The following is a 20,759-nucleotide window of genomic DNA, read 5'->3' on the forward strand; positions in this document are numbered from 1 at the left end:
AAATGACGATGGAAAAAATCATTTGTGCTTGTGGTCATAGTAACCCTTACGGCACGAAGCTCTGTGAGAAATGTGGTCGTCCTTTAACGGAAGAAGAGAAGCAAAATAAAGTTGTTGATATGCGTTATGACGGTACTGCCATTCGTTCTAAAACGTATAACAAATCGATTATCGACAAAATTTGGAATTTCTTCTCTAGTGTTAAAGTTGGTATATCTTTAATTATTATCACATTAATTGCTGCTTCAATCGGAACATTACTACCACAAGAGTTTTATGTAAAAGCCTCTGATATAGAGAAGGGAGCTTATTACGCTGACGTATATGGTACGTTTGGTAAAATTTATTACACGCTAGGACTCTCAGATTTATACAGTTCATGGTGGTTCCAAATTTTAGTTGGTATGCTAGCTGTATCAATTATTGTAGCGAGTCTAGACCGAGGGATCCCACTCTATAAATCACTAAAGAATCAGCGTGTTAAAAGACATGAAAGCTTTATGAAGCGTCAACGTATTATTAGTGAAGGTCAAATAACGGCTGACGCAGAGGAGACGCTTGATAAAGTGGCTCAAAAAATGACTGAAATGAGATACTCTGTTCGTCGAGATGGTAGCGCTCTCTTAGCTGAAAAAGGTCGCTTTTCTCGTTACGGTCCGTACATAAACCATGTCGGTCTCATTATCTTCTTAAGTGGGGTTATGTTACGTCTTATCCCAGGATTTTATGTTGATGAATCAATATGGGTCCGCGAGGGAGAGACACGTGCTATTACTGGCATGGACGGTTATTTCATTGAAAACAAAGATTTTATTTTAGAAACTCACGATAATGAACCTCAAGGAGAGCAAGTAAAACAGGGTGTTAACGTGGTTGCTAAAAACTTCCAAACTGATATTACGCTTTACAAACAGCCTAAAGATGCAATCCCTGGCGATACGGAAAATTTAGAAAAAGTTAAAGATTATTCGATTCGTGTCAATCACCCATTAAAAGAAGATGGCTTCGCTCTTTATCAAATGGATTATCGTCTGAATGAATTAAAGCAAATGAATTTTGAATTAATTAATAAGGCGAGTGAAAAATCACTTGGTAAAGTGGAAATTGATTTAACAAATCCTAAAAAAGAATATGATTTAGGTAATGGGTCTTCCGTGCAAATTCTAGTTTATACACCAGATTTTGATGGCTTTGAAAATGGAGAACCTCAAACAAAAACATCGATTCCAAATAATCCGGCATTTTTATTTAAAATGACTACGCCAGAAACACCAGAAGGCGAAGTAAGTTTTGTGGAAATTATGCAGCCACCACTAGAACCACTGGGCGAAAATAAATATAGAATGAAATTTGCTGCTGCTGAGATGCGTGATATGTCAGGTATTACGGTCCGTAAAGATAGTACAATTCCTATCTTATTTGTTGGTGGAGTTATCTTTATGATTGGTGTCGTAATTGGATCATACTGGAATCACCGTCGTTTATGGCTTCAAGTTGAGCCGGATGGCCGTGTTTTAATGGCTGCCCATGTTAATAAAAATATGTTCAGCATGAAGAAGGATTTAGATGCTGTTACAGCATTTGCTGCATTGCCTCCGTACAAAGATCAGTTAGAGAAAGAAGAGGCTGGCGAAGAGTCCACGGATGGTGGCATTAAAGAAAAGGAAGGTGACAACACCTTATGAGTTTGATTGACATAAGTGGAAACCTGTTATTTGTAGCTTTTATTGCTTATTTAGTTGCGACGTTATTATTTGGTGGTTCCATTAAGCAAGGGAATGCTACGGGTAAAAACACGGGTAAATGGGGTAAGCTTGCCATTGTGGTAACAATTATTGGATTTGTATCACAGCTTGCCTACTTTATTACACGATGGATTTATACTGGACATGCGCCAGTAAGTAATATGTTTGAATTTACAACTGCCTTTGGTATGTTCATTGTTGGTGCGTTTATTTTAATTTACTTTATTTATCGTTTATCTGCACTTGGATTAGTAGCATTACCAGTAGCACTTTTAATTATCGCTTATGCTTCGATGTTCCCGAAAGAAGTAAGTCCATTAGTGCCCTCATTACAAAGCCATTGGTTAACAATTCACGTAATTACAGCGGCATTAGGGCAATCTATTTTAGCGATCAGTGCTGTGGCTGGACTTATTTACTTATTAAAGGTTGTAGATTTAACGAAGCCTTCTAAACAGCGATTTTGGTTAGAAGCCGTTATGTACTGTCTTGTAGTAGTTGTTGGGTTTGTCGCTGTGACATCTACATTCAGTGCAATGGATTATGAATCTAGCTACAATTATGTGGATAAAGAAGGAACTACGCGTAAAATTATTTACAATTTACCACCTGTATTCGGTATGAATGAGTATGAGGTGGTTGAAGAGCATGGCATGTCACCAATCGTAGAAATGCCAGCATTAATTAATGCGAAGAAATTAACAACTGTCTTCTGGTCATTATTAGTAGGGTCAGTATTTTATTTATTAATTCGCTTAATTGCACGTCGTCGAATAAGTGCTATTTTCCAACCACTTGTGAAGCGTGTTAACTTACAATTACTTGATGAAATTGGTTATCGTTCAGTGCTAATTGGTTTCCCTGTATTCACCCTAGGCGCTTTAATCTTTGCGATGATTTGGGCGCAAATTGCTTGGAGTCGCTTCTGGGGTTGGGATCCTAAGGAAGTATGGGCTCTTATTACATGGTTATTCTATGCGGCATTCCTACATTTACGTTTATCAAAAGGCTGGGAAGGTCAAAAATCTGCTTGGTTAGCATTAATTGGTTTCGGCATTATTTTATTTAACTTAATTGCTGTTAACTTAATTCTTGCAGGTTTACACTCCTACGCATAACCTGTGAAACAACAAGCCTTTTCGCTGTAGCGAAGAGGCTTTCTTTTCTTTTCAATATGTGTCACACCATGTACAATAGAAGTTAGAGAAAGATTGGAAGAGAGGGATCGTGAAAGTGTCAGAAAATATTTCAGTATTAGTAGTAGATGACGAGGATCGTATTCGCCGCTTATTAAAAATGTATCTGGAGCGAGAAGGTTACCTTGTTGACGAGGCAGAAAATGGTGAACAAGCGATCGAAAAATCTTTAGAAAAAGAATATCACTGTATTTTACTTGATATTATGATGCCTGAAAAAGATGGGCTAGAAGTGTGTGCAGAAATTCGTGAACGAGCAGCAACACCTATTATTTTATTAACTGCTAAAGGTGAGGAAGCTAATCGTGTTCAAGGCTTCGAACTAGGAGCAGATGATTATATTGTAAAACCATTTAGTCCTCGTGAGGTTGTGTTACGTGTGAAGGCTATTTTACGTCGTTCACAGGCATTCTCACCTACGACAAATGCATCCTCTTCAAAAGATTTAGTGGTGTTCCAGCATTTGATGATCGATCATGATGCACACCGTGTAACGGCTGAGGGCATTGAGGTTAATTTAACACCAAAAGAGTATGAATTACTTTACTTCTTAGCGAAATCGCCAGACAAAGTATTTGACCGTGAACAACTACTAAAAGAAGTTTGGCATTATGATTTCTTTGGTGATTTACGTACAGTTGACACACACGTAAAACGTTTACGCGAAAAGCTCAACCGTGTTTCTGAAAACGCTGCTAAAATGATTGTGACAGTTTGGGGCGTTGGTTACAAATTTGAGGTTGTCAATGAATAGAATATGGAATAGTGTTGTCGGGAAGCTATGGGTAACCATATTGCTTCTCGTTTCATTTGTATTATTTGTTTTCACGGTATTAATGCTTGAATTTCTTCAAAACTACCACATGCAGCAAGCAGAAATATCTTTACGTCAAACGGCTGCCACTGTGGCAAGTATAGTGGATGACAATGAAACAGCTGAATCGACTTCAGAACTATTAAAAGATATTTTACCTAAAGGCACCAATGCACTAATTGCAATTAGCCATGTAGAGGTATCCTTTGCCATGCAAGAGGGTGTCAATAAAAAGAAAATTCAAGATACCATTTTGGCGAATAAATCTTTCCGTGAAGTCTTTCAATCAGACGAACCCATTATTAAAGAAATGATGATGCCCTCCTCTACAGATCCAGAGAAAATGGAATCTTATGTAGTGCTAGGCTTCCCCTTGAATGTAGAAAATGCTGTACATGGAGCAGTTTTCATCTATCAGAGCCCCGATGCTCTACATAAAACGTCCAAGGAAACGACGAAAATTGTCTTTTTGGCAGCTTTCATAGCATTTGTCTTGACGACATTTTTTGCGTTCTTCTTGTCTTCTCGTATAACTTCACCACTTAGAAAAATGCGTGAACTGGCATTTGAAATTGCAAAGGGGAATTTTGAAGCAAAAATGCCTACCACTCAAAATGATGAAATTGGACAGCTGGCAGTTGCCTTCAACCAAATGGGTCGTCAATTAAAGCATAATTTAGAGGTTATCAATCAAGAAAATGAACAGCTATCAAATATTTTGACATCCATGACAGATGCAGTGATTACGTTTAATCGTGACCGTACAATATTATTAAGTAATCCACCAGCAGAACGTCTAATGCAAAAATGGTTTGTAAATAAAGGCTCACAAAGTGCTAAACCAATACCGCCAGAGCTTTATCATATGCTGGACCATGTACTCATGTTTGAGGATAAGCTAGAAGAGGAAATTGAAATGGATGGAAATTATTATACTTTTACAATTAGCCCTCTTTATAGTGGAGAAATCATTCGAGGGGCAGTCGCGGTTATTCGTGATATGACAGAACAACATCGCCTAGAAAAACTTAGATCTGATTTTATTGCGAACGTCTCTCATGAATTGCGTACTCCTATCGCCATGCTTCAAGGTTATTCTGAAGCATTGATGGATGATGATTTTATTCAAGATCAGGAAGAACGTAATGAAATTACAAAAATTATTTATGATGAATCCAAACGAATGGGTCGCCTTGTCACTGATTTATTAGATTTAGCACGCATGGAATCGGGGCATATGACGCTCTATAAAGATGAATTACCGATTAATTCTACATTTGAACGTATTACTCAAAAATTTGCACAGGTGGCAAAAGAGAAGCATGTTCATCTACTATTCGATAGTGAATTTAATGACGACGCTATGATTAATATAGATGAGGATCGTATCGAGCAAGTACTCACGAATTTAGTCGACAATGCATTAAGACATACAGATGAGGGGTCTGTCACGGTAAAAGTAGAAAAGGAGCCAACATTTGCTAAAATTTCTGTTCAAGATACAGGACATGGTATTCCTCAAGATGATTTACCTTATGTCTTTGAACGCTTTTATAAAGCGGATAAGGCACGTACTCGATCTAAGGGTGGTACGGGACTTGGCTTAGCCATTGCACGAAATATTGTAAAGGCACACTCAGGAAATATTATGGTAGATAGTGTGCTTAAGGAAGGTACAACCTTCACATTTTATTTACCGTTCGATTAATAACAGGGTTTTGTTATTAGTTGGCTGTAACTTCTGCGAAAGTAAGACGACAAATAATATAGAACGGGGGTGGAGTGCATTGAATGACTCCGTGTTCCATCGACTTTACGATGCCTATCATCAAGACGTGTTCCAGTTTCTAATCTATCTAGTAAAAAACCGTACACTTGCTGAGGATTTAGCGCATGAGGTTTATGTAAGAGTATTGCGCTCATATGATCAATTTGCAGGCAATAGTAGTGAGAAAACATGGCTTTTTGCAATAGCCAAAAATGTTGCGATTGATCATTTTAGAAAGCAAGCTGTTCGTCAGAAGCATTCGCTTGATTTCTTTGACTGGGAAACGGAACAGCTCCATTCAAACACACCATCACCGGAGGAAATGCTACAGGCCAGTGATGAATTTATGCAAGTAGCGTCAGTATTAGAAAACTGTACTGGCGACCAAAAAATGGTCATTATTATGCGTTATTTCCAGGATTTATCGATAGCAGAAACGGCGCAAATACTTGATTGGACAGAAGCAAAGGTAAAAACAACCCAGCATCGAGCCATTAAATTTTTAAGGCAACAGCTACAGCCGATCAGAGAACAGGAGGCGAAACGGCAATGACACATAAGCCATTTGATGATGAGCAGCTTGAACATGTACTGAACAATGCCCCTAAGCTTTCTGACCACCGTTCGAAAGAAGATATATTAAATCGGTTAATGGCAGATGCTCGCTTGCAAGATAATATCCACCTTCAAGAAGCTATGCAAGAACCTATAGAAGATGAACCATCTCAACAGGAAGATCCTATCATTAAAAAGCCTGCGACAAAATCGAAGGTACGTAATATGCAGATTTTTATGAGTGTAGCCGCAGTCTTTGTGCTAACAATACTCGTTGGCACAGTATGGAAGAATAATCAAGGTGAACAAAAAGATCAAGCGAGTATGCCTGAAACAGCTCAGTATTCTACGATGCAAGATGATTCAGCGGCAAAGGAAGCGGCAACGCAGGATGAAATGCTGGATTCCAAAAGTATTGTCGCGGAGCATGAGCGCATTTTATCTTTACGTACCTCTGTCTACGAGGAGGATGTAAAGGATGCTGTCGTTTTCCGTATTGGTTTGGCAGGACGCGATGCGGAAAGTGTTCCTATGACGTATGTTATCCCAAATGAACGTGTGGCTACTGATTTTGGAGGAGAGAAGCCTTCTACCTTACGGATGTATGAAAAGTATGCTCCGCAAATTGACGAGGAGGCTAAAGGGTTTACAGAGTATCATCCTTATAAAGGTGAGCTGAAGGAGAAGGATGATAAGCTCATCCATGTCTTGCCAAAGGAAAATGACTATGATGTTGCCTCTGCTACAGTTAATGAATACAAAGGCACAATGGAAGATACCTTCTCGGACTCTGAATATTCCGAAGTAGAAATACAAAATGAAGATGGAACACCCTATGAGTTTTCTCAAGAAGGTGAGCCAAATCAAGCGATGTCTTTAACTAATGCCAAGCGTTATAATTATTACTTGTACCAAGATACTAATGGTGCAGAATATTTATCACCAGATTTCCGTCAAACTTTTGAGACAGTTACAGAAGCACTTACACAGATGAAAAATAAAAATGATGATGTCTATACATCCGTTGTGCCTGAAAATGTGACATACACAGTCAAAGAACAAGAGGAAGGTGTAGTTGTTACCTTTGATATTCCGCTTGATTTAACATCTATGGAACCAATACGAGCAACTCAATTAATTGAGGCCATGATGTTGACTGCTGCTAGCTTTAATCAGCAGCTACTTTTAGATAATGTTGTGCAAGAAAGCTGGGAAGGGTTTGATTTGAAGGGTTATTTACCAAAGCCAGTGGGACCAAATAAACAATTTTTACCATAGTCGAAGGAAGAATAAAAAAGAGAGGCATTCCCATATAGCGGGAATGCCTTTACTGTTTATAAAACATAGCAATTTAATCGGATTTTTTTGAGCAGAACTATTTACTTTTACTTCATAATTCATTATAGTAAAGCTGTAGTATAAAATAATATGATTCATCTTCGGGGCAGGGTGAAAATCCCGACCGGCGGTAATAGAGTGGTAAATCGCTAGTGAATTTATTCATTAGCTCGATTGATTTATTTTTAACTCTTCAGCCCGCGACCTGTGCGAATTTTCGCATGGCTGACTTGGTGGAATTCCAAGGCCGACAGTTAAAGTCTGGATGGGAGAAGATGAAGGTACGATCGTCATTCATTGTCATGAAATAAACTATGACCGAGCGCTTTTTTGTATGGCTTATTTAACGGTGCTCAAAAATTAGTTGATGAGGACGTTTATTCGTTATGCCTTTCTCCCTTATGCTTTATTAAACGCATAAGGGTTTTTTCATGAAACAATTGAAAGATCGTCACCTTTCTTCTTGCGAGATTGAATCAGCAAAGAGGAGAGAGCTTTCTATGAAGAAAAATGTCAAACTTCAATCGTTTATTACGATTGGCATGCTGAGCAGTATTTCGTTTTTATTAATGCTTTTTAATTTCCCAATTCCACCATTCCCAGCATTTTTAGAAGTGGATTTCAGTGATATGCCTGCCTTACTTGCAGCAATCACGATGGGACCTGTAGCTGGTATTTTAGTAGAGTTGTTTAAAAATGTGTTGGATTGGATTTTCTCAGGCACTCCAACAGGCGTTCCCGTAGGGCATATGGCTAATTTTGTAACAGGTATTTTATTTATATTGCCAGTAAGCTTTATTTTTAATCGCTTTAAAACAATTGCTGGTCTTGTTGGAGGTTTAGCAACGGGAACAGTTGTGATGGCAGTAGGAATGAGTATTTTAAACTATGCTGTATTTTTACCAATGTACACTTACTTTTTAGGTATGGAGCCTGTTGTAGGTGATTCATTATATAAAATGATTGTCGCTGGTATTTTACCATTTAATATTGTCAAAGGAATTTTATTAACGGGTATTATGGCGTTATTATTTACAACAATGCGTAAATGGATTGACCGCCAGCGTTCTATGTATATAACAAAATAAATTGTACTAAACCTTGAGTGAAGAACTCGAGGTTTTTTTTATGAGATGAAATGGTGGAAGGAAAATAGAAAAAGGTAATAGGTTGTCGAGATATCACTAGTTCTTTTTTAGTAATACCTAGTCGAGAACTCTATTTTCATGTAGAATTAGAGATGAGTTTAGAATGTTTGAGGAGTTTGAAGAGATGAGTGGAAAAAAAGGACAGTGGTCTAGTAAGTTAGGATTTATTTTAGCATCAGCGGGTGCTGCAATTGGACTAGGAGCGATTTGGAAGCTCCCGTATGTAACTGGGCAAAGTGGTGGAGGCGCGTTTTTCTTAATATTTGTGCTATTTACATTATTAATTGGGCTCCCGATGCTATTATCTGAATATATATTAGGGCGAGGTACGCAGTCTGAGGCAATCACTGCCTATAAAAAAATTGCTCCTACAAAGCAGGGGTGGGCATGGATTGGCCGAATGGGTGTTCTCGGATGTTTTTTATTACTAACATTTTATAGCGTTGTCGGGGGCTGGATTTTTATTTATAGTGGGCTAGGATTAACAGGTGCTGTCATTGACCCAGCTATTGATCCTGCAGAGCTATTTGGAAAAATAATTGGTACACCTTGGATTACGCTTGTAGGTTTAGCTTTGTTTACATTAGCAAATGTACTTGTTATTTCATTAGGAGTCCAAAATGGTATTGAAAAGGCAAATAAATGGATGATGCCATTGCTCTTTATTATGTTCATTGTCCTTGTGATACGTGCTGTCACATTAGATGGCGCCATGGAAGGGATAAAATTCTTTTTATGGCCTGATTTCTCGAATATTACAGGGAAATCTATATTAGAAGCTTTGGGGCAATCATTTTTTGGATTAGCAGTAGGATTTTCTTGTCTTGTTACATACAGTTCCTACCTCAAAAAAGATGTAAGTCTTCCGAATTCGGCAGGCTCCGTAGTTATGCTGACGGTACTGGTTTCATTTTTAGCCGGACTAGCCATTTTCCCGGTTGTTTTTGCTTTTGATTTAGAGCCGGCAGCTGGGCCGGGCTTATTATTTATGGTGCTACCAACAGCATTTAGCCAGATGCCGTTTGGGGAAGTATTTTTAGCGATGTTTTTATTATTGTTCTTATTTGCCACATTAACGTCTTCGTTTAGTTTATACGAGATTATTGTAGCGGCATTGATGGAAAATAGTCAAAAAACACGTCTTGTATGGACTTCATGTCTTGGTGTAGTCGTATTTCTCGCAGCCATTCCAGCATCCCTTTCCTCTAGCTTGTTAGCTGATGTATCGGTTTTTGGAAAGAACATATTTGATGCAACTGACTTTTTAGTATCTAACTTAATGCTACCATTGGGGAACTTGTTTATTGCTATTTTTATTGCCTATGTAGTGGATAAGGAATTTGTAAGAAGAGAACTGTTAATGGGAAGTCATATGGGACAGGGATATTATTCAGCCTACAGATTGTTAATGTTGATTATAGTACCTGTTGTCATTCTGGTAGTGTTCGTTAATATGCTTTTACAATATTAAAAAATAAAATATAAATTAGGTGTATCCATTTAGTAAATGGGTACGCCTTTTTTATGTATCGAAAATCAAGATGAATATATTCTAAAAAAACGATGTTATAAAACCTTACATGAATGTTGCTAAATTTTAAAAAATGATGTATTTTTAAAACAGTCATAAAAAAGTTGTGTTAATTAAATTTACATTGGAGTGGTGGAAAATGAAACATTATACAAAAGAAGGTATTATACGCCGAGTGAAGGAAGAAAATGTGAAGTTTATTCGCCTACAATTTACTGATATATTAGGTACGATTAAAAATGTAGAGATACCTGTGAGCCAATTAGAAAAGGCATTAGACAATAAAGTCATGTTTGATGGTTCTTCGATTGAAGGTTTTGTACGTATAGAGGAATCAGATATGTATTTAAGACCAGACTTTAATACATTTGTAATTTTTCCTTGGACAGCTGAAAAAGGTAAGGTGGCACGCTTTATTTGCGATATTGCAAGACCAGATGGAACACCTTTTGAAGGGGATCCACGATCTAATTTGAAGCGCGTTTTAAAGGAAATGGAGGAGTTAGGCTTCACTTCTTTTAACTTGGGACCAGAGCCAGAATTTTTCCTTTTCAAGCTGGATGAAAAAGGGCATCCGACACTTGAACTAAATGACAGCGGAGGATATTTTGACTTAGCTCCGACAGATTTAGGGGAGAATTGTCGCCGTGATATTGTTTTAGAACTGGAGGGGATGGGCTTTGAAATTGAAGCTTCTCACCATGAAGTTGCACCTGGACAGCATGAAATTGACTTTAAATATGCTAGCGCCATCGAAGCATGCGATAATATTCAAACATTTAAATTAGTCGTAAAAACGATTGCTGCACAGCATGGGCTACATGCAACATTTATGCCTAAGCCACTATTTGGAGTTAACGGCTCTGGCATGCATTTTAACCTATCGTTATTTGAAGGGGATAAAAATGCCTTCTATGACGAACACGCAGAACTTCAATTAAGCGCAACAGCTCGTAGCTTTATGGCAGGTATTATCCAGCATGTACATGGCTTTACTGCTATCACGAATCCACTGGTTAATTCTTATAAACGATTAGTTCCAGGCTATGAGGCCCCATGCTATGTTGCATGGTCTGCTCAAAACCGTTCGCCACTTATTCGTATTCCAGCAGCTCGAGGATTATCAACACGTATTGAGTTACGTTCAGTTGATCCTGCAGCAAATCCTTATTTAGCAATGGCTGTAATCTTAGCATCTGGACTTGACGGCATACGGAAAGATTTAACGCCTCCAGCAGCGGTAGATCGAAATATTTATAAAATGACAGGTCCAGAGCGTGAATTAAATGGTATTGATAGTCTACCATCTTCATTGGAACACGCATTAATTGAATTAGAAATGGATGCAGTTGTACGAGAAGCTCTAGGTGATCATATTTATGAAAAGTTTAATAGAGCCAAAGAAATAGAATGGGATAAATACCGTACACGGGTCCATAACTGGGAGCGTGAGGAATATTTAACGATGTACTAAAAAATATTGGAGCTTATTTTGCTCCAATATTTTTTTACTGACTTTGATACCCTTTTGAACTATCATGAAAGAAAAGGGGTGTGGGCAATGACACAAACGACTCAAGTTGTGACAATCCAAAACAACGATATTGTGCAATTTGAACATGATATTAATCGGGCTTTATTAGATTTGAGTTACTTTTTCATACTTGATATCAAGTACAATACCCTCTATATCGGCGAACAGACGGTCATCCATTCTGCCTTAATTATTTATCAGCATCAAGAAGAGAACAGCCAATAATTTTATATGAAAAAAATCGGTCATGTCGAGAGGCGTGACTTTTTTTATTGACATAAACATAAGAGAAATGGTCGATCTTTTAGGAATGTTAATGGTAGTAGTGCGACCTCATCTTTAGATTTCCATGCAATATCATACATTAATTTATTCAAGATTAAGAAGGGTCATTTGTCCGCCAATTATGATGGCTTCAAAGTAACAGACTTCTACAGCTGCATTAGATTTATCATCGATACTACCTGTAGCCTAATTCTTCGTATACTTCATGATTACAACATGCTTGGAAATTTCCCATTGCCCCCTTTTCATCTGAATTCTTTTCTTCCTCATTTGGTAAGATACGATGATGACACTCCTTGATTTAAGGACAAATAAAGGCCTTGTCCGTTATTATAAATATAATGGTTGTTTTTCGATAGTTAGTACAATGGATTTTAGTGGAGAAAGAGCGAAAATCGTATGTAAAGTAACGAAAATAGAAGGAGTGTTAGTGATGAAAAACTGCTTCTACACATACCTGTCCAAAGTTAGCATAAAAAGACAGGCTGGAAAGCATTAACTATTTTAAGATGGTATCAGGGAGTGAGAGCAATGAGTTGGATTGAGTCGATTCAAAAAGCCATTAATTTTATGGAAGATCATTTATTAGAAAACATAACGATTGAACAGATTGCACAGGAGGTTAATTCATCTGTCTTCCATTTTCAGCGAACGTTTGCGATTTTAACGGATATGTCCATTGCGGATTATCTACGACGGAGGAGATTAACATTAGCGGCTCAGGAATTAATGGATACAGATCAAAAAATAATCGATCTCGCCTACAAGTATGGCTATGAAACTCCTGAAGCTTTTACAAAAGCGTTTCGTAAACAGCATTATGTAACGCCGAGTGAAGCGAGAAAGAGGCAAGGACCACTAAAATCATACAATCGCCTGGTGATTCAGGTAAGCTTGAAGGGAGCAGAACCAATGAAGTATAAAATCGTAGAAAAAGATAAGTTTCAAGTTGTTGGGGTGAAAAGAACGTACAACTGCCAAGACGGAGAAAACACTCGGGAAATTCCATTGTTTTGGCAGGAAATCAATGAGAGTGGCTTCGATCATCAGCTATATCAATTAAATAATGGCAACATCAATGGAGTATTAGGTGTTTGTGTACCAAATACAAACCAAGGACAACAGGGCTTCATTGATTACTGGATTGCTACAAATCATGTAGGTGATGTGGGAGAGGATCTATTAACGATGGAAGTACCTGCATCAAAGTGGGTTGTGTTTGAGGTGCACGGGCCAATGCCAGATGCTATGCAAAATACGTGGAAACAAATATATTCAGAGTGGTTCCCCTCCAATCCATATGAGCCAGCAGGAACGGCTGAGCTTGAAGTGTACCCAGAAGAGGATGCGTATAGCCCGGATTCATACTCAGAAATTTGGATTCCAATTAAATAGCGTTAAAGTAATAAAGCCAAGAATGCTAAACGAGTGCATTCTTGGCTTTACTTATGCGCGAAAGGAAAACTATTCTTTTTTTAGATACCGTAAAGATGTAAATGAAATATATGTTTTGAGATTAACGTTTTTATTTTTATCGTACTATATTTTGATGAGGGGGTTAACGATAAGAGATATGATTCAAAACAAACGTGTAGAAATTTCTAAAAATGAAGCACGGCAATTTTGGAAGATGGGGAAAGTCGCGTATGTTGCGACAGTTGATGAGGAAGGATATCCTTATGTAATTCTATTTGTTTATGTGTATGAAGGAAATGATAAACTTTATTTGCATATTGGTAATATTCTAGAAAGCCATTTTTGGTCCAATATTAAACAAAACCCTAAAATCAGTATAGAAGTAAGTGAAATGGGCGATTTACACCCAGGGAAAAAATATTCTTACCAATCTGCACTTGTCTACCAAAGTGTAGTGCTATTTGGATAAGTTGTAAGAATGGAAGAGGAGTCAAAGAAGGAATGGTTCTTTGATGCGCTTTTAGAGAAGTATGGTAATCCTGAATGGATATTTGAAAAAGAGGGCTATCCAATTATGCCTAAAATAGAATTATTCAAAGTACAAATAGAAAAGTTAACGGGGAAAATTAATCACGGCATGTATCACTAAGCAAAAAGCTAAGAATGATTAGATAACCATTCTTAGCTTTTTATATTACTCTCTACATAGTACATATACTTGTAAATTTTTTTCAGTGCTATCGTAGCCCTGCAAAATAAAATTCAATTTCTGTAAGACTCTGATGGAATTGATATTCGCCGCATCGACCTTTGCTATAATTGTCGACATGTCCAAATGTGTAAAAGCTACATGGATTAAAGCGATGATACCTTCTGTGGCGTAGCCTTTGCCCCAATGAGTCTTCGCCAAGTCATAGCCAATTTCTGCGGTAGCATTATCGTAATCCACGTTATTAAATCCACAGGAGCCAATGATATGATTACTTGTCAATTCAATGATGGAATAGCGAATGGCACGATGTTCATTAGCTAATTGATTTAGTAATTCAATCATGTCTAGCGCCTGTTCTTCGTGTGTAAAGCTTGAGATATTCATAAATTTCGTCACAGAAGGATCTGACCAAATCGACCATAAACTTTTAGCGTCAGCATTAGCTACTTTTCGTAATAATAATCTTTCCGTGTTCATACATTCAATCAATACTTTTACCTCCAAGATTTTAATGATGTTGGATGAAAAATATTGCTATCTGTGCATAATTCAGTCCCTTCAAATAAATCTATATTTTATTATAGAAGATAAGGTACATAATGCCAATAAAAAGGGGGAAACATCGTGATAAAAGTTACAGTTAATCATTATCCGAGCATTAAACGAAATATTAAAAGGGCTCCAACATTTGTTTATAGTGTTCTCGATCAATTAATAGAAGGAACAGTTTATACAGATACAACTTTATTTCAAACGCTATTAATACATACAAAATCAGGAATTTATTTTGTATATGGTAATTCAACTACTAGTGAAATTGATTGTCAGCTTTCCGCCTGTCTCGAGCAATCTATAAAGCAAGGGGAGCGTTTTACCTTATTTTCATATTCAGAGCAATGGAATACTAAAATTGAACAACTGCTAAAAGGACAGCTAAGAAAACTAGAACGCTATACATTTACATTTAATAAAAGCTTGTATGATGGTAGAGATGAGCAAAAAGTATCGAATTTTTATATGATGTCAATTACTCGACATCATATAAAAAAAGCGATGGAGTTCACCCATGCTTACTATGATGAATATTGGGATTCTACAGCTAATTTCCTGACAAATGGATTTGGTTTTTGTTTATTACATAAAGAGCAAATCATTAGTGAAGCTGTCTCTATTTTTACATCAAACGAATATGCGGAAATTGATATTATGACAGATTCGAATTTTAGAGGTCAGGGATTGGCTAGTTTGATGGCGACAACATTTATCAATCATTGTTTGGCCAACGAGCTAAAGCCTTGTTGGGATTGTGATGTTACAAATAAAGCATCCATTTACTTAGGTACGAAGCTGGGCTTTACCGATCCACTAAAATATGCGATTTATACAAAAAAATAGCCCACGTTGTTTTCAAAACACCGTGAGCTTCGTTGTTAAAAGAAACGATTGCGTAGTTCGAATACTTGATAAAATAGTCTAGCATCTCTCGCCATCTTATTGGGTGTATGCATGTGAGGTCTGAGGCATTGCTGAAACAGTTCATCACAATATCTTATGCTACCGTAACGATCATAACATTCATCATGTAGTTTACAGCAGCTATCCACCGCATTCGTGGGCTCACCTGGTCCCGAGCAACCAGGTCCGCAGTATCGATAGCCAGGATAACAAAAACCAAATTTACGATTTCTTTTCATGGGAGAAACCTCTCTTCTGCTATGTTCTTACTATAAAGTATGTTATTTTTTTCGAGAGAATCGGATAAAAAACTATTAAGTTAATCTTTTGATTTGTAAGGTTCCTGTAAGCTTTAAAAAAAATAGCTGTAAGGATGAAGAGTTATGCTAGCTATAGCATAAAAGATAAGGAGTTAGTTGAACATGAATCCATCCGTTACAAAAAAAGAACGAATTCTTTCCTTGGATATTATTCGAGGATTAGCTTTATTTGGCATTTTATTTATTAATGTAGGCGCCTATCAGGTCATTATAGAAGGCGGACCTATACCTGATTATAGTGGCATCAATGGAGTGATCGATTCACTTATTGATATTTTTATTGAAAAGAAATTCTTTTCAATCTTTTCCTTCCTATTCGGTGTTGGCTTTTATATTTTTGCTTCCCGGGCAGAAGCACGTGGGGATAAACCAAAATGGCGCTTTGCAAGACGTTTATTTGCATTATTGATAATCGGTATCATTCATATTTTCTTGTTTTGGGGTTCGATTTTAGCCATTTATGCAGTCATTGGATTTTTATTGCTACCATTTTACTCTGCGAAAATTTCAACAATTTGTAAATGGCTTTTTACAATCATCACACTTCATATTCTTGCTATATTAGGTCAAATGTATATGCCGACTCATGCTGTAATGTCCACTATTTCAGGACTTTTAGGCAATGATGCTATCGCTATATTCATCATGTTTTTAAGCGGATTTTTAGTAGCAAAAGCTGGTTGGATTGGTCATATTGGGGCACATATTCAAAAAATAAAATGGCTGCTTTTTGTTACAGGCCCATTCTTTATTGGTTTTTCATTGTGGATATGGTTTGCATCACAAGCAGATGACCAACAGCTACAATCTATTATTGGTTTAGGAGTAGTTCCGACAACATATTTTTATTTAGCTTGTTTATTTATAATTTTGGAAAATCGTCCTATTGTGAAAATGCTTCAGCCGATTGGACGAGTGGGACAAATGGCATTTACCAACTATTTAGCCCAAAGCTTTATTGGCACGGCAATTATCTCACTAATGGGCTTAGAAGTCGTTTCACCATCAGATATTGTAGTAATCGCATGTATTATTTTTGCCATCCAAATTATCTTTAGTATGATTTGGTTCAAATTCTTTTCAATTGGACCATTTGAAAAAGTATGGCGCTATATGACATATGGTAAAAAGATTTCGACAAAGTCATCGTAAAAGCTCTATAAATTAATAAGGGAAATAACAAAAATCGGTGAGACTGTTGAAAAGTCTTACCGATTTTTATTTGTCTAATCCTTCCAGCCCTTACAGACATCAATCCATTCTTCATACGGTGTATAGGTTTCTAGCTCGGAAATCGTGACCTCTATCGCAGAATTGCTACTACCACATGCAGGAAATACCGTTGTAAACCGTTTAAGGGATTCATCTAAATAAATAACAACTCCTTCATTAACGCCAAAGGGACAAACTCCACCGACATCGTGACCTATCATAGCTTCGACATTATCTTTACCTAGCATCTTTGCCTTTGTTCCAAAAACTGCTTTATATTTGGCATTATCGATTTTTGCATCTCCGGCTGCCACAATTAGTATAGCGCTATCATTGACAAGAAAGGATAAAGATTTTGCTATGCGGGCAGGCTCACAGCCAAGTGCCAGTGCTGCTAATTCAACGGTGGCAGAGCTCTCTTCTAATTCTTGTATTTTGTGTTCCACATGCCATTGGGCTAAATGATTCCGTGCTTTTTCTATTGCCATATGTACAAACCTCCTAATCCGTCCAGTTGTGCCTTGGCGAATTTTCCCCTACTAAATGTAGGATAACCACCAAAAGCTCTATCTTGTTTCAAGTAGATGTCGAATCAAGATAAATTTAATTTTAACATAATTTTCAGAATATAATGTTGCGAATATCTGCTTTATTTAGTACGATTAATTTGAAAGTGTAAAATTACACTGGAGGGTTGCGGCTTGATTAAATTCTTACAAATTGTGAGCGTTATGATTGGTTTATCAGTAGTGACATTAATGGTAGTACTTATTGTCATATTGAGTGGTCATATGCACTTTCTGCAACTAGTTTATACGGTTCCAGTTTGTGTATTTGTATTGTTTGTTTGTGGAATATTTAATTGGATGAATACAAAAAAGAAAAAGAGATGGGTAATGGGTGCATTGGGTGTGACAATAATATTTGCTTTAATTCCTCCTATTCAACATTATTATAAGCTGAGTATTCCTACTGTTGATGCAGAAATTGATATATCTGCTTATCAACCATTTACGCAGGACAATCAAGTGGTAAAGCCTGACGAAAAAGTCTCATTACAATTGACAGGGTCATTACCACGATTAGATGGAGCCACAGCTATGTATCCTTTATATGCAGCCTTTGTTGAGGCTACTTATCCTAAGGGAGACTATCAGCCATATAAGAGTAGGGTCCAAGTTAACCGTACACCAGAAGCCTATCAAAATTTAATAGCGGGAAATGTGGATTTAATTTTTGTGGCAGCACCATCTATTAAGCAAGAATGGCAAGCAGAAAAAGAAGAACTTACGTTTAATATGACACCGATTGGGCGAGAGGCATTTGTTTTTTTCGTCCATCATAAAAACAATGTGGATAATGTAACATTGGATCAGGTGAAGAAAATATATGCTGGTGAAATTACCAACTGGCGTGATGTTGGCGGTGAGGATGAAGCCATCCGTGCTTTCCAACGTCCAGCGGATAGCGGAAGCCAAACAGCATTAGAAAATTTAATGGATAATAAGCCAATTATGGAGGCACCCTCTGAAAATATTGCCTCAGGAATGGGTGGAATTATCCATGAAGTATCTCAATATCGAAATTATAAAAATGCGATGGGCTTTACGTTTAGATACTATTCGACAGAGATGGTTCGTAATAAAAAAATCAAATTACTATCCATTGATGGTATAGCCCCAACTAAAGAGAACATTCGAAATGGGACCTATCCTTTAGTCTCTGAGTTTTATGCGGTCACTGCTGGGGGGGAGAATGAAAATGTTCAAAAGCTAATCGATTGGATACTTACCGATGAAGGTCAAGCATTAGTAGCCAAAGTCGGTTATGTTCCAGTGGAAAAGTATTAAATAGTTTGCTATACTAAGGTTAATAAAATATTGTAAAGTTTTCTAGGGTTCCGTAGCAGATGCTAGTCTGGTCCGAGAGAAAACCACAAATTGATTTTGTGACACGGAAGGATAAAAGCCTGGGAGATACTGTTGAAGGACAGTTTCTTCTGGGCTTTTTTGTTTGGCTAAAATCAGGTGTTTTGGCGAAAGCTGAGGAAGGATAGTCATCAACAAGTGATTCGTCGTGTCTGATAAGATGGAGGGATTTTTTATGAATAAGCATTGGGTAAGTGTCATTATCGCTGCTTGCTTTGAAGTAGGCTGGGTCATTGGTTTAAAGCATGCTTCGGGTGTGTGGGAATGGATAGGCACTGTAATTGCAATCTATGTTAGTTTTTATTTACTAATTAAAGCGGGAGAGCACTTACCAGTTGGTACGGTATATGCGATTTTTGTAGGTTTGGGGACAGCCGGCACAGTATGCGCGGATAGTTTACTGTTTGGAGAGCCGTGGAAGCTAGCAAAAATACTATGTATTGTTGTTTTATTGGCAGGGGTTGTAGGCTTAAAGCTTGTGACAGGAGAGCCGAAGGAAAAAGAGGTGACTGAATAATGGCATGGATGGCATTAATAATGGCAGGCCTATGTGAGATGATGGGTGTCTATATGATTAGTAAATATAATAACGAAAAGAATAAAAAAAACTTAGGATTATTAATATTTGCATTTACATTAAGCTTTGCAGGACTTGCGTATGCTATGGAAACCTTACCGATGGGTACTGCTTATGCAATTTGGACAGGAATTGGTGCGGCTGGAGGAGCCTTGCTAGGAATGTTCTTCTTTAATGAATCAAAGGATTGGAGAAGAATTGTTTGTATAGTGCTTGTTTTAGGAGCAGCCGTCATGTTGAAAATTTTGTCATAAAAGAAGCATAACAAATGCACTTCCCGTTGAAACAAAGGAAGTGCATTTGTTTACATTATTTTTTTACATCTTTTGTCCATTCAGCTACTTTTTCTGGATTTGCTTCAATCCATTCCTTAGCAGCGTCTTTTGGATCTTTACCATCCATAACCTCTAGCATAACGCTTTCTAAATCTTCAGCTGTCCAGTGAAAGTTGTCTAACACTGAATACACTTCTGGTAAATCCTCTTTTAACCCTTTACGAACAAAAGTATTGATTGTTTCTTCGCCACCGTAAACACCTTTTGGATCTTCTAAATATTTAAGATCATATTTAGCAAATTTCCAGTGTGGTGACCAACCCGTAACAATAATTTCTTCCTTATCTTTCAAAGCCTTAGCTAAAGAAGTAGTCATTGCACCAGACGAAGAAGTAACAAAATTCCAATCTGCTAAATTATCATATTCATTTAATGCTTTTTCTGTTGCTGCTGTTATACCAGCTCCAGGCTCAATACCAGTAATTGTTCGATCAGCTTCATCTGTTAAATCTTCAATAGAGTTTGCTTTCATATAGCTTGGTACAACTAAGCCGATTTTGGCGCCAGCAAGGTTTTCGCCAAGCTCATCTAATTTATCTTTATATTTTTCATACTGTGATTCATGTGTATGTGGTAACCATGCAGCGACCATGCCGTCTGCCTCGCCTTTAGAAACTGCTTCCCACATAATGGCATTATCCAAAGGAGTTAATGTCACATCATAGCCTAAATCTTCAAGGACTTGCCCCACTACATTTGTGGAGGCGATTTCAGTATCCCACTCTACATAGGCTAAGTTTACCTCCTTAGAATCACTATTTTTTCCAGAACCAGAGTCTTCTCCGCTACATGCAGCGAGCATGAAGCCTAAACCTAAGGCCATTCCTAATTTCGATAATGTTTTCAGTTTCATCTAATCTCCCTTTCTGTCCATCATTTATATCTATTAA

The 20,759-nt window shown here is 37.4% G+C and carries 22 protein-coding genes and 2 riboswitches; of the genes, 18 read left to right on the forward strand and 4 right to left on the reverse strand.

Annotated features, from left to right (window positions below; genetic code table 11):
- The first annotated feature begins 8 nt into the window (after positions 1–8).
- The 13 genes from resB (at position 9) to ACE1MS_RS05760 (ending at position 13,979) form a co-directional block, all read left to right on the forward strand.
- A complete protein-coding gene (gene resB / locus ACE1MS_RS05700) occupies positions 9–1,685 on the forward strand; it encodes a cytochrome c biogenesis protein ResB (RefSeq protein ID WP_197223873.1) in 1,677 nt (558 codons plus the stop codon).
- Positions 1,682–2,863, forward strand: coding sequence for a c-type cytochrome biogenesis protein CcsB (gene ccsB / locus ACE1MS_RS05705; protein WP_012293421.1), 1,182 nt, complete (start codon positions 1,682–1,684; stop codon positions 2,861–2,863). The genes resB and ccsB overlap by 4 nt, the downstream gene beginning before the upstream one ends.
- 115 nt (positions 2,864–2,978) lie before the next feature.
- On the forward strand, positions 2,979–3,695 hold the full coding sequence (locus ACE1MS_RS05710; RefSeq protein ID WP_004232215.1) for a response regulator transcription factor: 717 nt from the start codon (positions 2,979–2,981) through the stop codon (positions 3,693–3,695).
- Complete coding sequence (locus tag ACE1MS_RS05715; protein WP_031419119.1) at positions 3,688–5,463, forward strand: ATP-binding protein; 1,776 nt, start codon at positions 3,688–3,690, stop codon at positions 5,461–5,463. Before ACE1MS_RS05710 ends, ACE1MS_RS05715 begins: the two co-directional genes overlap by 8 nt.
- A gap of 79 nt (positions 5,464–5,542) precedes the next feature.
- Positions 5,543–6,076, forward strand: a complete 534-nt coding sequence (gene sigX, locus ACE1MS_RS05720) for an RNA polymerase sigma factor SigX (protein WP_031419120.1) — start codon at positions 5,543–5,545, stop codon at positions 6,074–6,076.
- Positions 6,073–7,356, forward strand: a complete 1,284-nt coding sequence (locus tag ACE1MS_RS05725) for an RNA polymerase subunit sigma (protein ID WP_447402748.1) — start codon at positions 6,073–6,075, stop codon at positions 7,354–7,356. Before sigX ends, ACE1MS_RS05725 begins: the two co-directional genes overlap by 4 nt.
- A 153-nt stretch (positions 7,357–7,509) precedes the next feature.
- Positions 7,510–7,697: riboswitch (FMN riboswitch) on the forward strand.
- 219 nt (positions 7,698–7,916) lie between these two features.
- Complete coding sequence (locus tag ACE1MS_RS05730) at positions 7,917–8,504, forward strand: ECF transporter S component (protein WP_031419122.1); 588 nt, start codon at positions 7,917–7,919, stop codon at positions 8,502–8,504.
- A gap of 184 nt (positions 8,505–8,688) precedes the next feature.
- Entirely contained in the window at positions 8,689–10,035 is a 1,347-nt protein-coding gene (locus tag ACE1MS_RS05735; protein ID WP_036161017.1) for a sodium-dependent transporter, read from the forward strand.
- Between the two features lie 199 nt (positions 10,036–10,234).
- Entirely contained in the window at positions 10,235–11,569 is a 1,335-nt protein-coding gene (gene glnA / locus ACE1MS_RS05740) for a type I glutamate--ammonia ligase (RefSeq protein ID WP_031419125.1), read from the forward strand.
- An 87-nt stretch (positions 11,570–11,656) separates the two neighbouring features.
- Complete coding sequence (locus tag ACE1MS_RS05745) at positions 11,657–11,854, forward strand: hypothetical protein (protein WP_031419126.1); 198 nt, start codon at positions 11,657–11,659, stop codon at positions 11,852–11,854.
- Positions 11,855–12,445: 591 nt separating this feature from the next.
- A complete protein-coding gene (locus ACE1MS_RS05750) occupies positions 12,446–13,309 on the forward strand; it encodes an AraC family transcriptional regulator (protein ID WP_012293429.1) in 864 nt (287 codons plus the stop codon).
- A gap of 178 nt (positions 13,310–13,487) precedes the next feature.
- On the forward strand, positions 13,488–13,799 hold the full coding sequence (locus ACE1MS_RS05755) for a pyridoxamine 5'-phosphate oxidase family protein (RefSeq protein ID WP_230591372.1): 312 nt from the start codon (positions 13,488–13,490) through the stop codon (positions 13,797–13,799).
- A 9-nt stretch (positions 13,800–13,808) separates the two neighbouring features.
- Positions 13,809–13,979: a hypothetical protein gene (locus ACE1MS_RS05760; protein ID WP_012293431.1), complete on the forward strand. Its 171-nt coding sequence runs from the start codon at positions 13,809–13,811 to the stop codon at positions 13,977–13,979.
- Positions 13,980–14,024: 45 nt separating this feature from the next.
- On the opposite strand, the gene ACE1MS_RS05765 is transcribed toward ACE1MS_RS05760, so the two are convergent.
- Complete coding sequence (locus ACE1MS_RS05765) at positions 14,025–14,531, reverse strand: GNAT family N-acetyltransferase (RefSeq protein ID WP_036167545.1); 507 nt, start codon at positions 14,529–14,531, stop codon at positions 14,025–14,027.
- A gap of 135 nt (positions 14,532–14,666) precedes the next feature.
- On the opposite strand from ACE1MS_RS05765, the gene ACE1MS_RS05770 reads away from it, so the two are divergent.
- The gene (locus ACE1MS_RS05770; protein ID WP_422761315.1) at positions 14,667–15,437 is read left to right on the forward strand and encodes a GNAT family N-acetyltransferase; all 771 of its coding nucleotides are present in this window, start codon (positions 14,667–14,669) and stop codon (positions 15,435–15,437) included.
- 35 nt (positions 15,438–15,472) lie between these two features.
- On the opposite strand, the gene ACE1MS_RS05775 is transcribed toward ACE1MS_RS05770, so the two are convergent.
- Positions 15,473–15,736: a Parvovirus coat protein VP1-like protein gene (locus ACE1MS_RS05775; protein WP_080695175.1), complete on the reverse strand. Its 264-nt coding sequence runs from the start codon at positions 15,734–15,736 to the stop codon at positions 15,473–15,475.
- 183 nt (positions 15,737–15,919) lie between these two features.
- Here ACE1MS_RS05775 and ACE1MS_RS05780 point away from each other — a divergent pair, with 183 nt between their 5' ends.
- The gene (locus ACE1MS_RS05780) at positions 15,920–16,969 is read left to right on the forward strand and encodes a DUF418 domain-containing protein (RefSeq protein ID WP_447402749.1); all 1,050 of its coding nucleotides are present in this window, start codon (positions 15,920–15,922) and stop codon (positions 16,967–16,969) included.
- Between the two features lie 74 nt (positions 16,970–17,043).
- Here ACE1MS_RS05780 and ACE1MS_RS05785 read toward each other — a convergent pair whose 3' ends face one another.
- Complete coding sequence (locus ACE1MS_RS05785; RefSeq protein WP_012293435.1) at positions 17,044–17,517, reverse strand: YbaK/EbsC family protein; 474 nt, start codon at positions 17,515–17,517, stop codon at positions 17,044–17,046.
- 213 nt (positions 17,518–17,730) lie between these two features.
- Between ACE1MS_RS05785 and ACE1MS_RS05790 the strand changes: the two genes are divergently transcribed.
- From ACE1MS_RS05790 to ACE1MS_RS05800, 3 genes are all read left to right on the forward strand, one after another.
- Positions 17,731–18,879 (forward strand): PstS family phosphate ABC transporter substrate-binding protein, encoded by a 1,149-nt coding sequence (locus ACE1MS_RS05790; RefSeq protein ID WP_036161026.1) that lies wholly within the window; start codon positions 17,731–17,733, stop codon positions 18,877–18,879.
- A 31-nt stretch (positions 18,880–18,910) separates the two neighbouring features.
- Positions 18,911–19,007, forward strand: a riboswitch (guanidine-I (ykkC/yxkD leader).
- A 125-nt stretch (positions 19,008–19,132) separates the two neighbouring features.
- Positions 19,133–19,474, forward strand: a complete 342-nt coding sequence (locus ACE1MS_RS05795; protein ID WP_031419133.1) for a DMT family transporter — start codon at positions 19,133–19,135, stop codon at positions 19,472–19,474.
- Positions 19,474–19,788, forward strand: a complete 315-nt coding sequence (locus ACE1MS_RS05800; protein WP_012293440.1) for a DMT family transporter — start codon at positions 19,474–19,476, stop codon at positions 19,786–19,788. Before ACE1MS_RS05795 ends, ACE1MS_RS05800 begins: the two co-directional genes overlap by 1 nt.
- Before the next feature lie 55 nt (positions 19,789–19,843).
- Here ACE1MS_RS05800 and ACE1MS_RS05805 read toward each other — a convergent pair whose 3' ends face one another.
- Positions 19,844–20,722, reverse strand: a complete 879-nt coding sequence (locus ACE1MS_RS05805; RefSeq protein ID WP_012293441.1) for a glycine betaine ABC transporter substrate-binding protein — start codon at positions 20,720–20,722, stop codon at positions 19,844–19,846.
- Between the last annotated feature and the right edge of the window lie 37 nt (positions 20,723–20,759).

This window comes from Lysinibacillus sp. fkY74-1 (assembly GCF_053165895.1).

Coding starts and splice junctions, on each gene's coding strand:
- resB (WP_197223873.1), top strand. CDS start 9: ATGGAAAAAATCATTTGTGCTTGTGGTCATAGTAACCCTTACGGCACG.
- ccsB (WP_012293421.1), top strand. CDS start 1,682: ATGAGTTTGATTGACATAAGTGGAAACCTGTTATTTGTAGCTTTTATT.
- ACE1MS_RS05715 (WP_031419119.1), top strand. CDS start 3,688: ATGAATAGAATATGGAATAGTGTTGTCGGGAAGCTATGGGTAACCATA.
- ACE1MS_RS05725 (WP_447402748.1), top strand. CDS start 6,073: ATGACACATAAGCCATTTGATGATGAGCAGCTTGAACATGTACTGAAC.
- ACE1MS_RS05730 (WP_031419122.1), top strand. CDS start 7,917: ATGAAGAAAAATGTCAAACTTCAATCGTTTATTACGATTGGCATGCTG.
- ACE1MS_RS05735 (WP_036161017.1), top strand. CDS start 8,689: ATGAGTGGAAAAAAAGGACAGTGGTCTAGTAAGTTAGGATTTATTTTA.
- glnA (WP_031419125.1), top strand. CDS start 10,235: ATGAAACATTATACAAAAGAAGGTATTATACGCCGAGTGAAGGAAGAA.
- ACE1MS_RS05745 (WP_031419126.1), top strand. CDS start 11,657: ATGACACAAACGACTCAAGTTGTGACAATCCAAAACAACGATATTGTG.
- ACE1MS_RS05750 (WP_012293429.1), top strand. CDS start 12,446: ATGAGTTGGATTGAGTCGATTCAAAAAGCCATTAATTTTATGGAAGAT.
- ACE1MS_RS05755 (WP_230591372.1), top strand. CDS start 13,488: ATGATTCAAAACAAACGTGTAGAAATTTCTAAAAATGAAGCACGGCAA.
- ACE1MS_RS05760 (WP_012293431.1), top strand. CDS start 13,809: ATGGAAGAGGAGTCAAAGAAGGAATGGTTCTTTGATGCGCTTTTAGAG.
- ACE1MS_RS05775 (WP_080695175.1), bottom strand. CDS start 15,736: ATGAAAAGAAATCGTAAATTTGGTTTTTGTTATCCTGGCTATCGATAC.
- ACE1MS_RS05780 (WP_447402749.1), top strand. CDS start 15,920: ATGAATCCATCCGTTACAAAAAAAGAACGAATTCTTTCCTTGGATATT.
- ACE1MS_RS05785 (WP_012293435.1), bottom strand. CDS start 17,517: ATGGCAATAGAAAAAGCACGGAATCATTTAGCCCAATGGCATGTGGAA.
- ACE1MS_RS05795 (WP_031419133.1), top strand. CDS start 19,133: ATGAATAAGCATTGGGTAAGTGTCATTATCGCTGCTTGCTTTGAAGTA.
- ACE1MS_RS05800 (WP_012293440.1), top strand. CDS start 19,474: ATGGCATGGATGGCATTAATAATGGCAGGCCTATGTGAGATGATGGGT.
- ACE1MS_RS05805 (WP_012293441.1), bottom strand. CDS start 20,722: ATGAAACTGAAAACATTATCGAAATTAGGAATGGCCTTAGGTTTAGGC.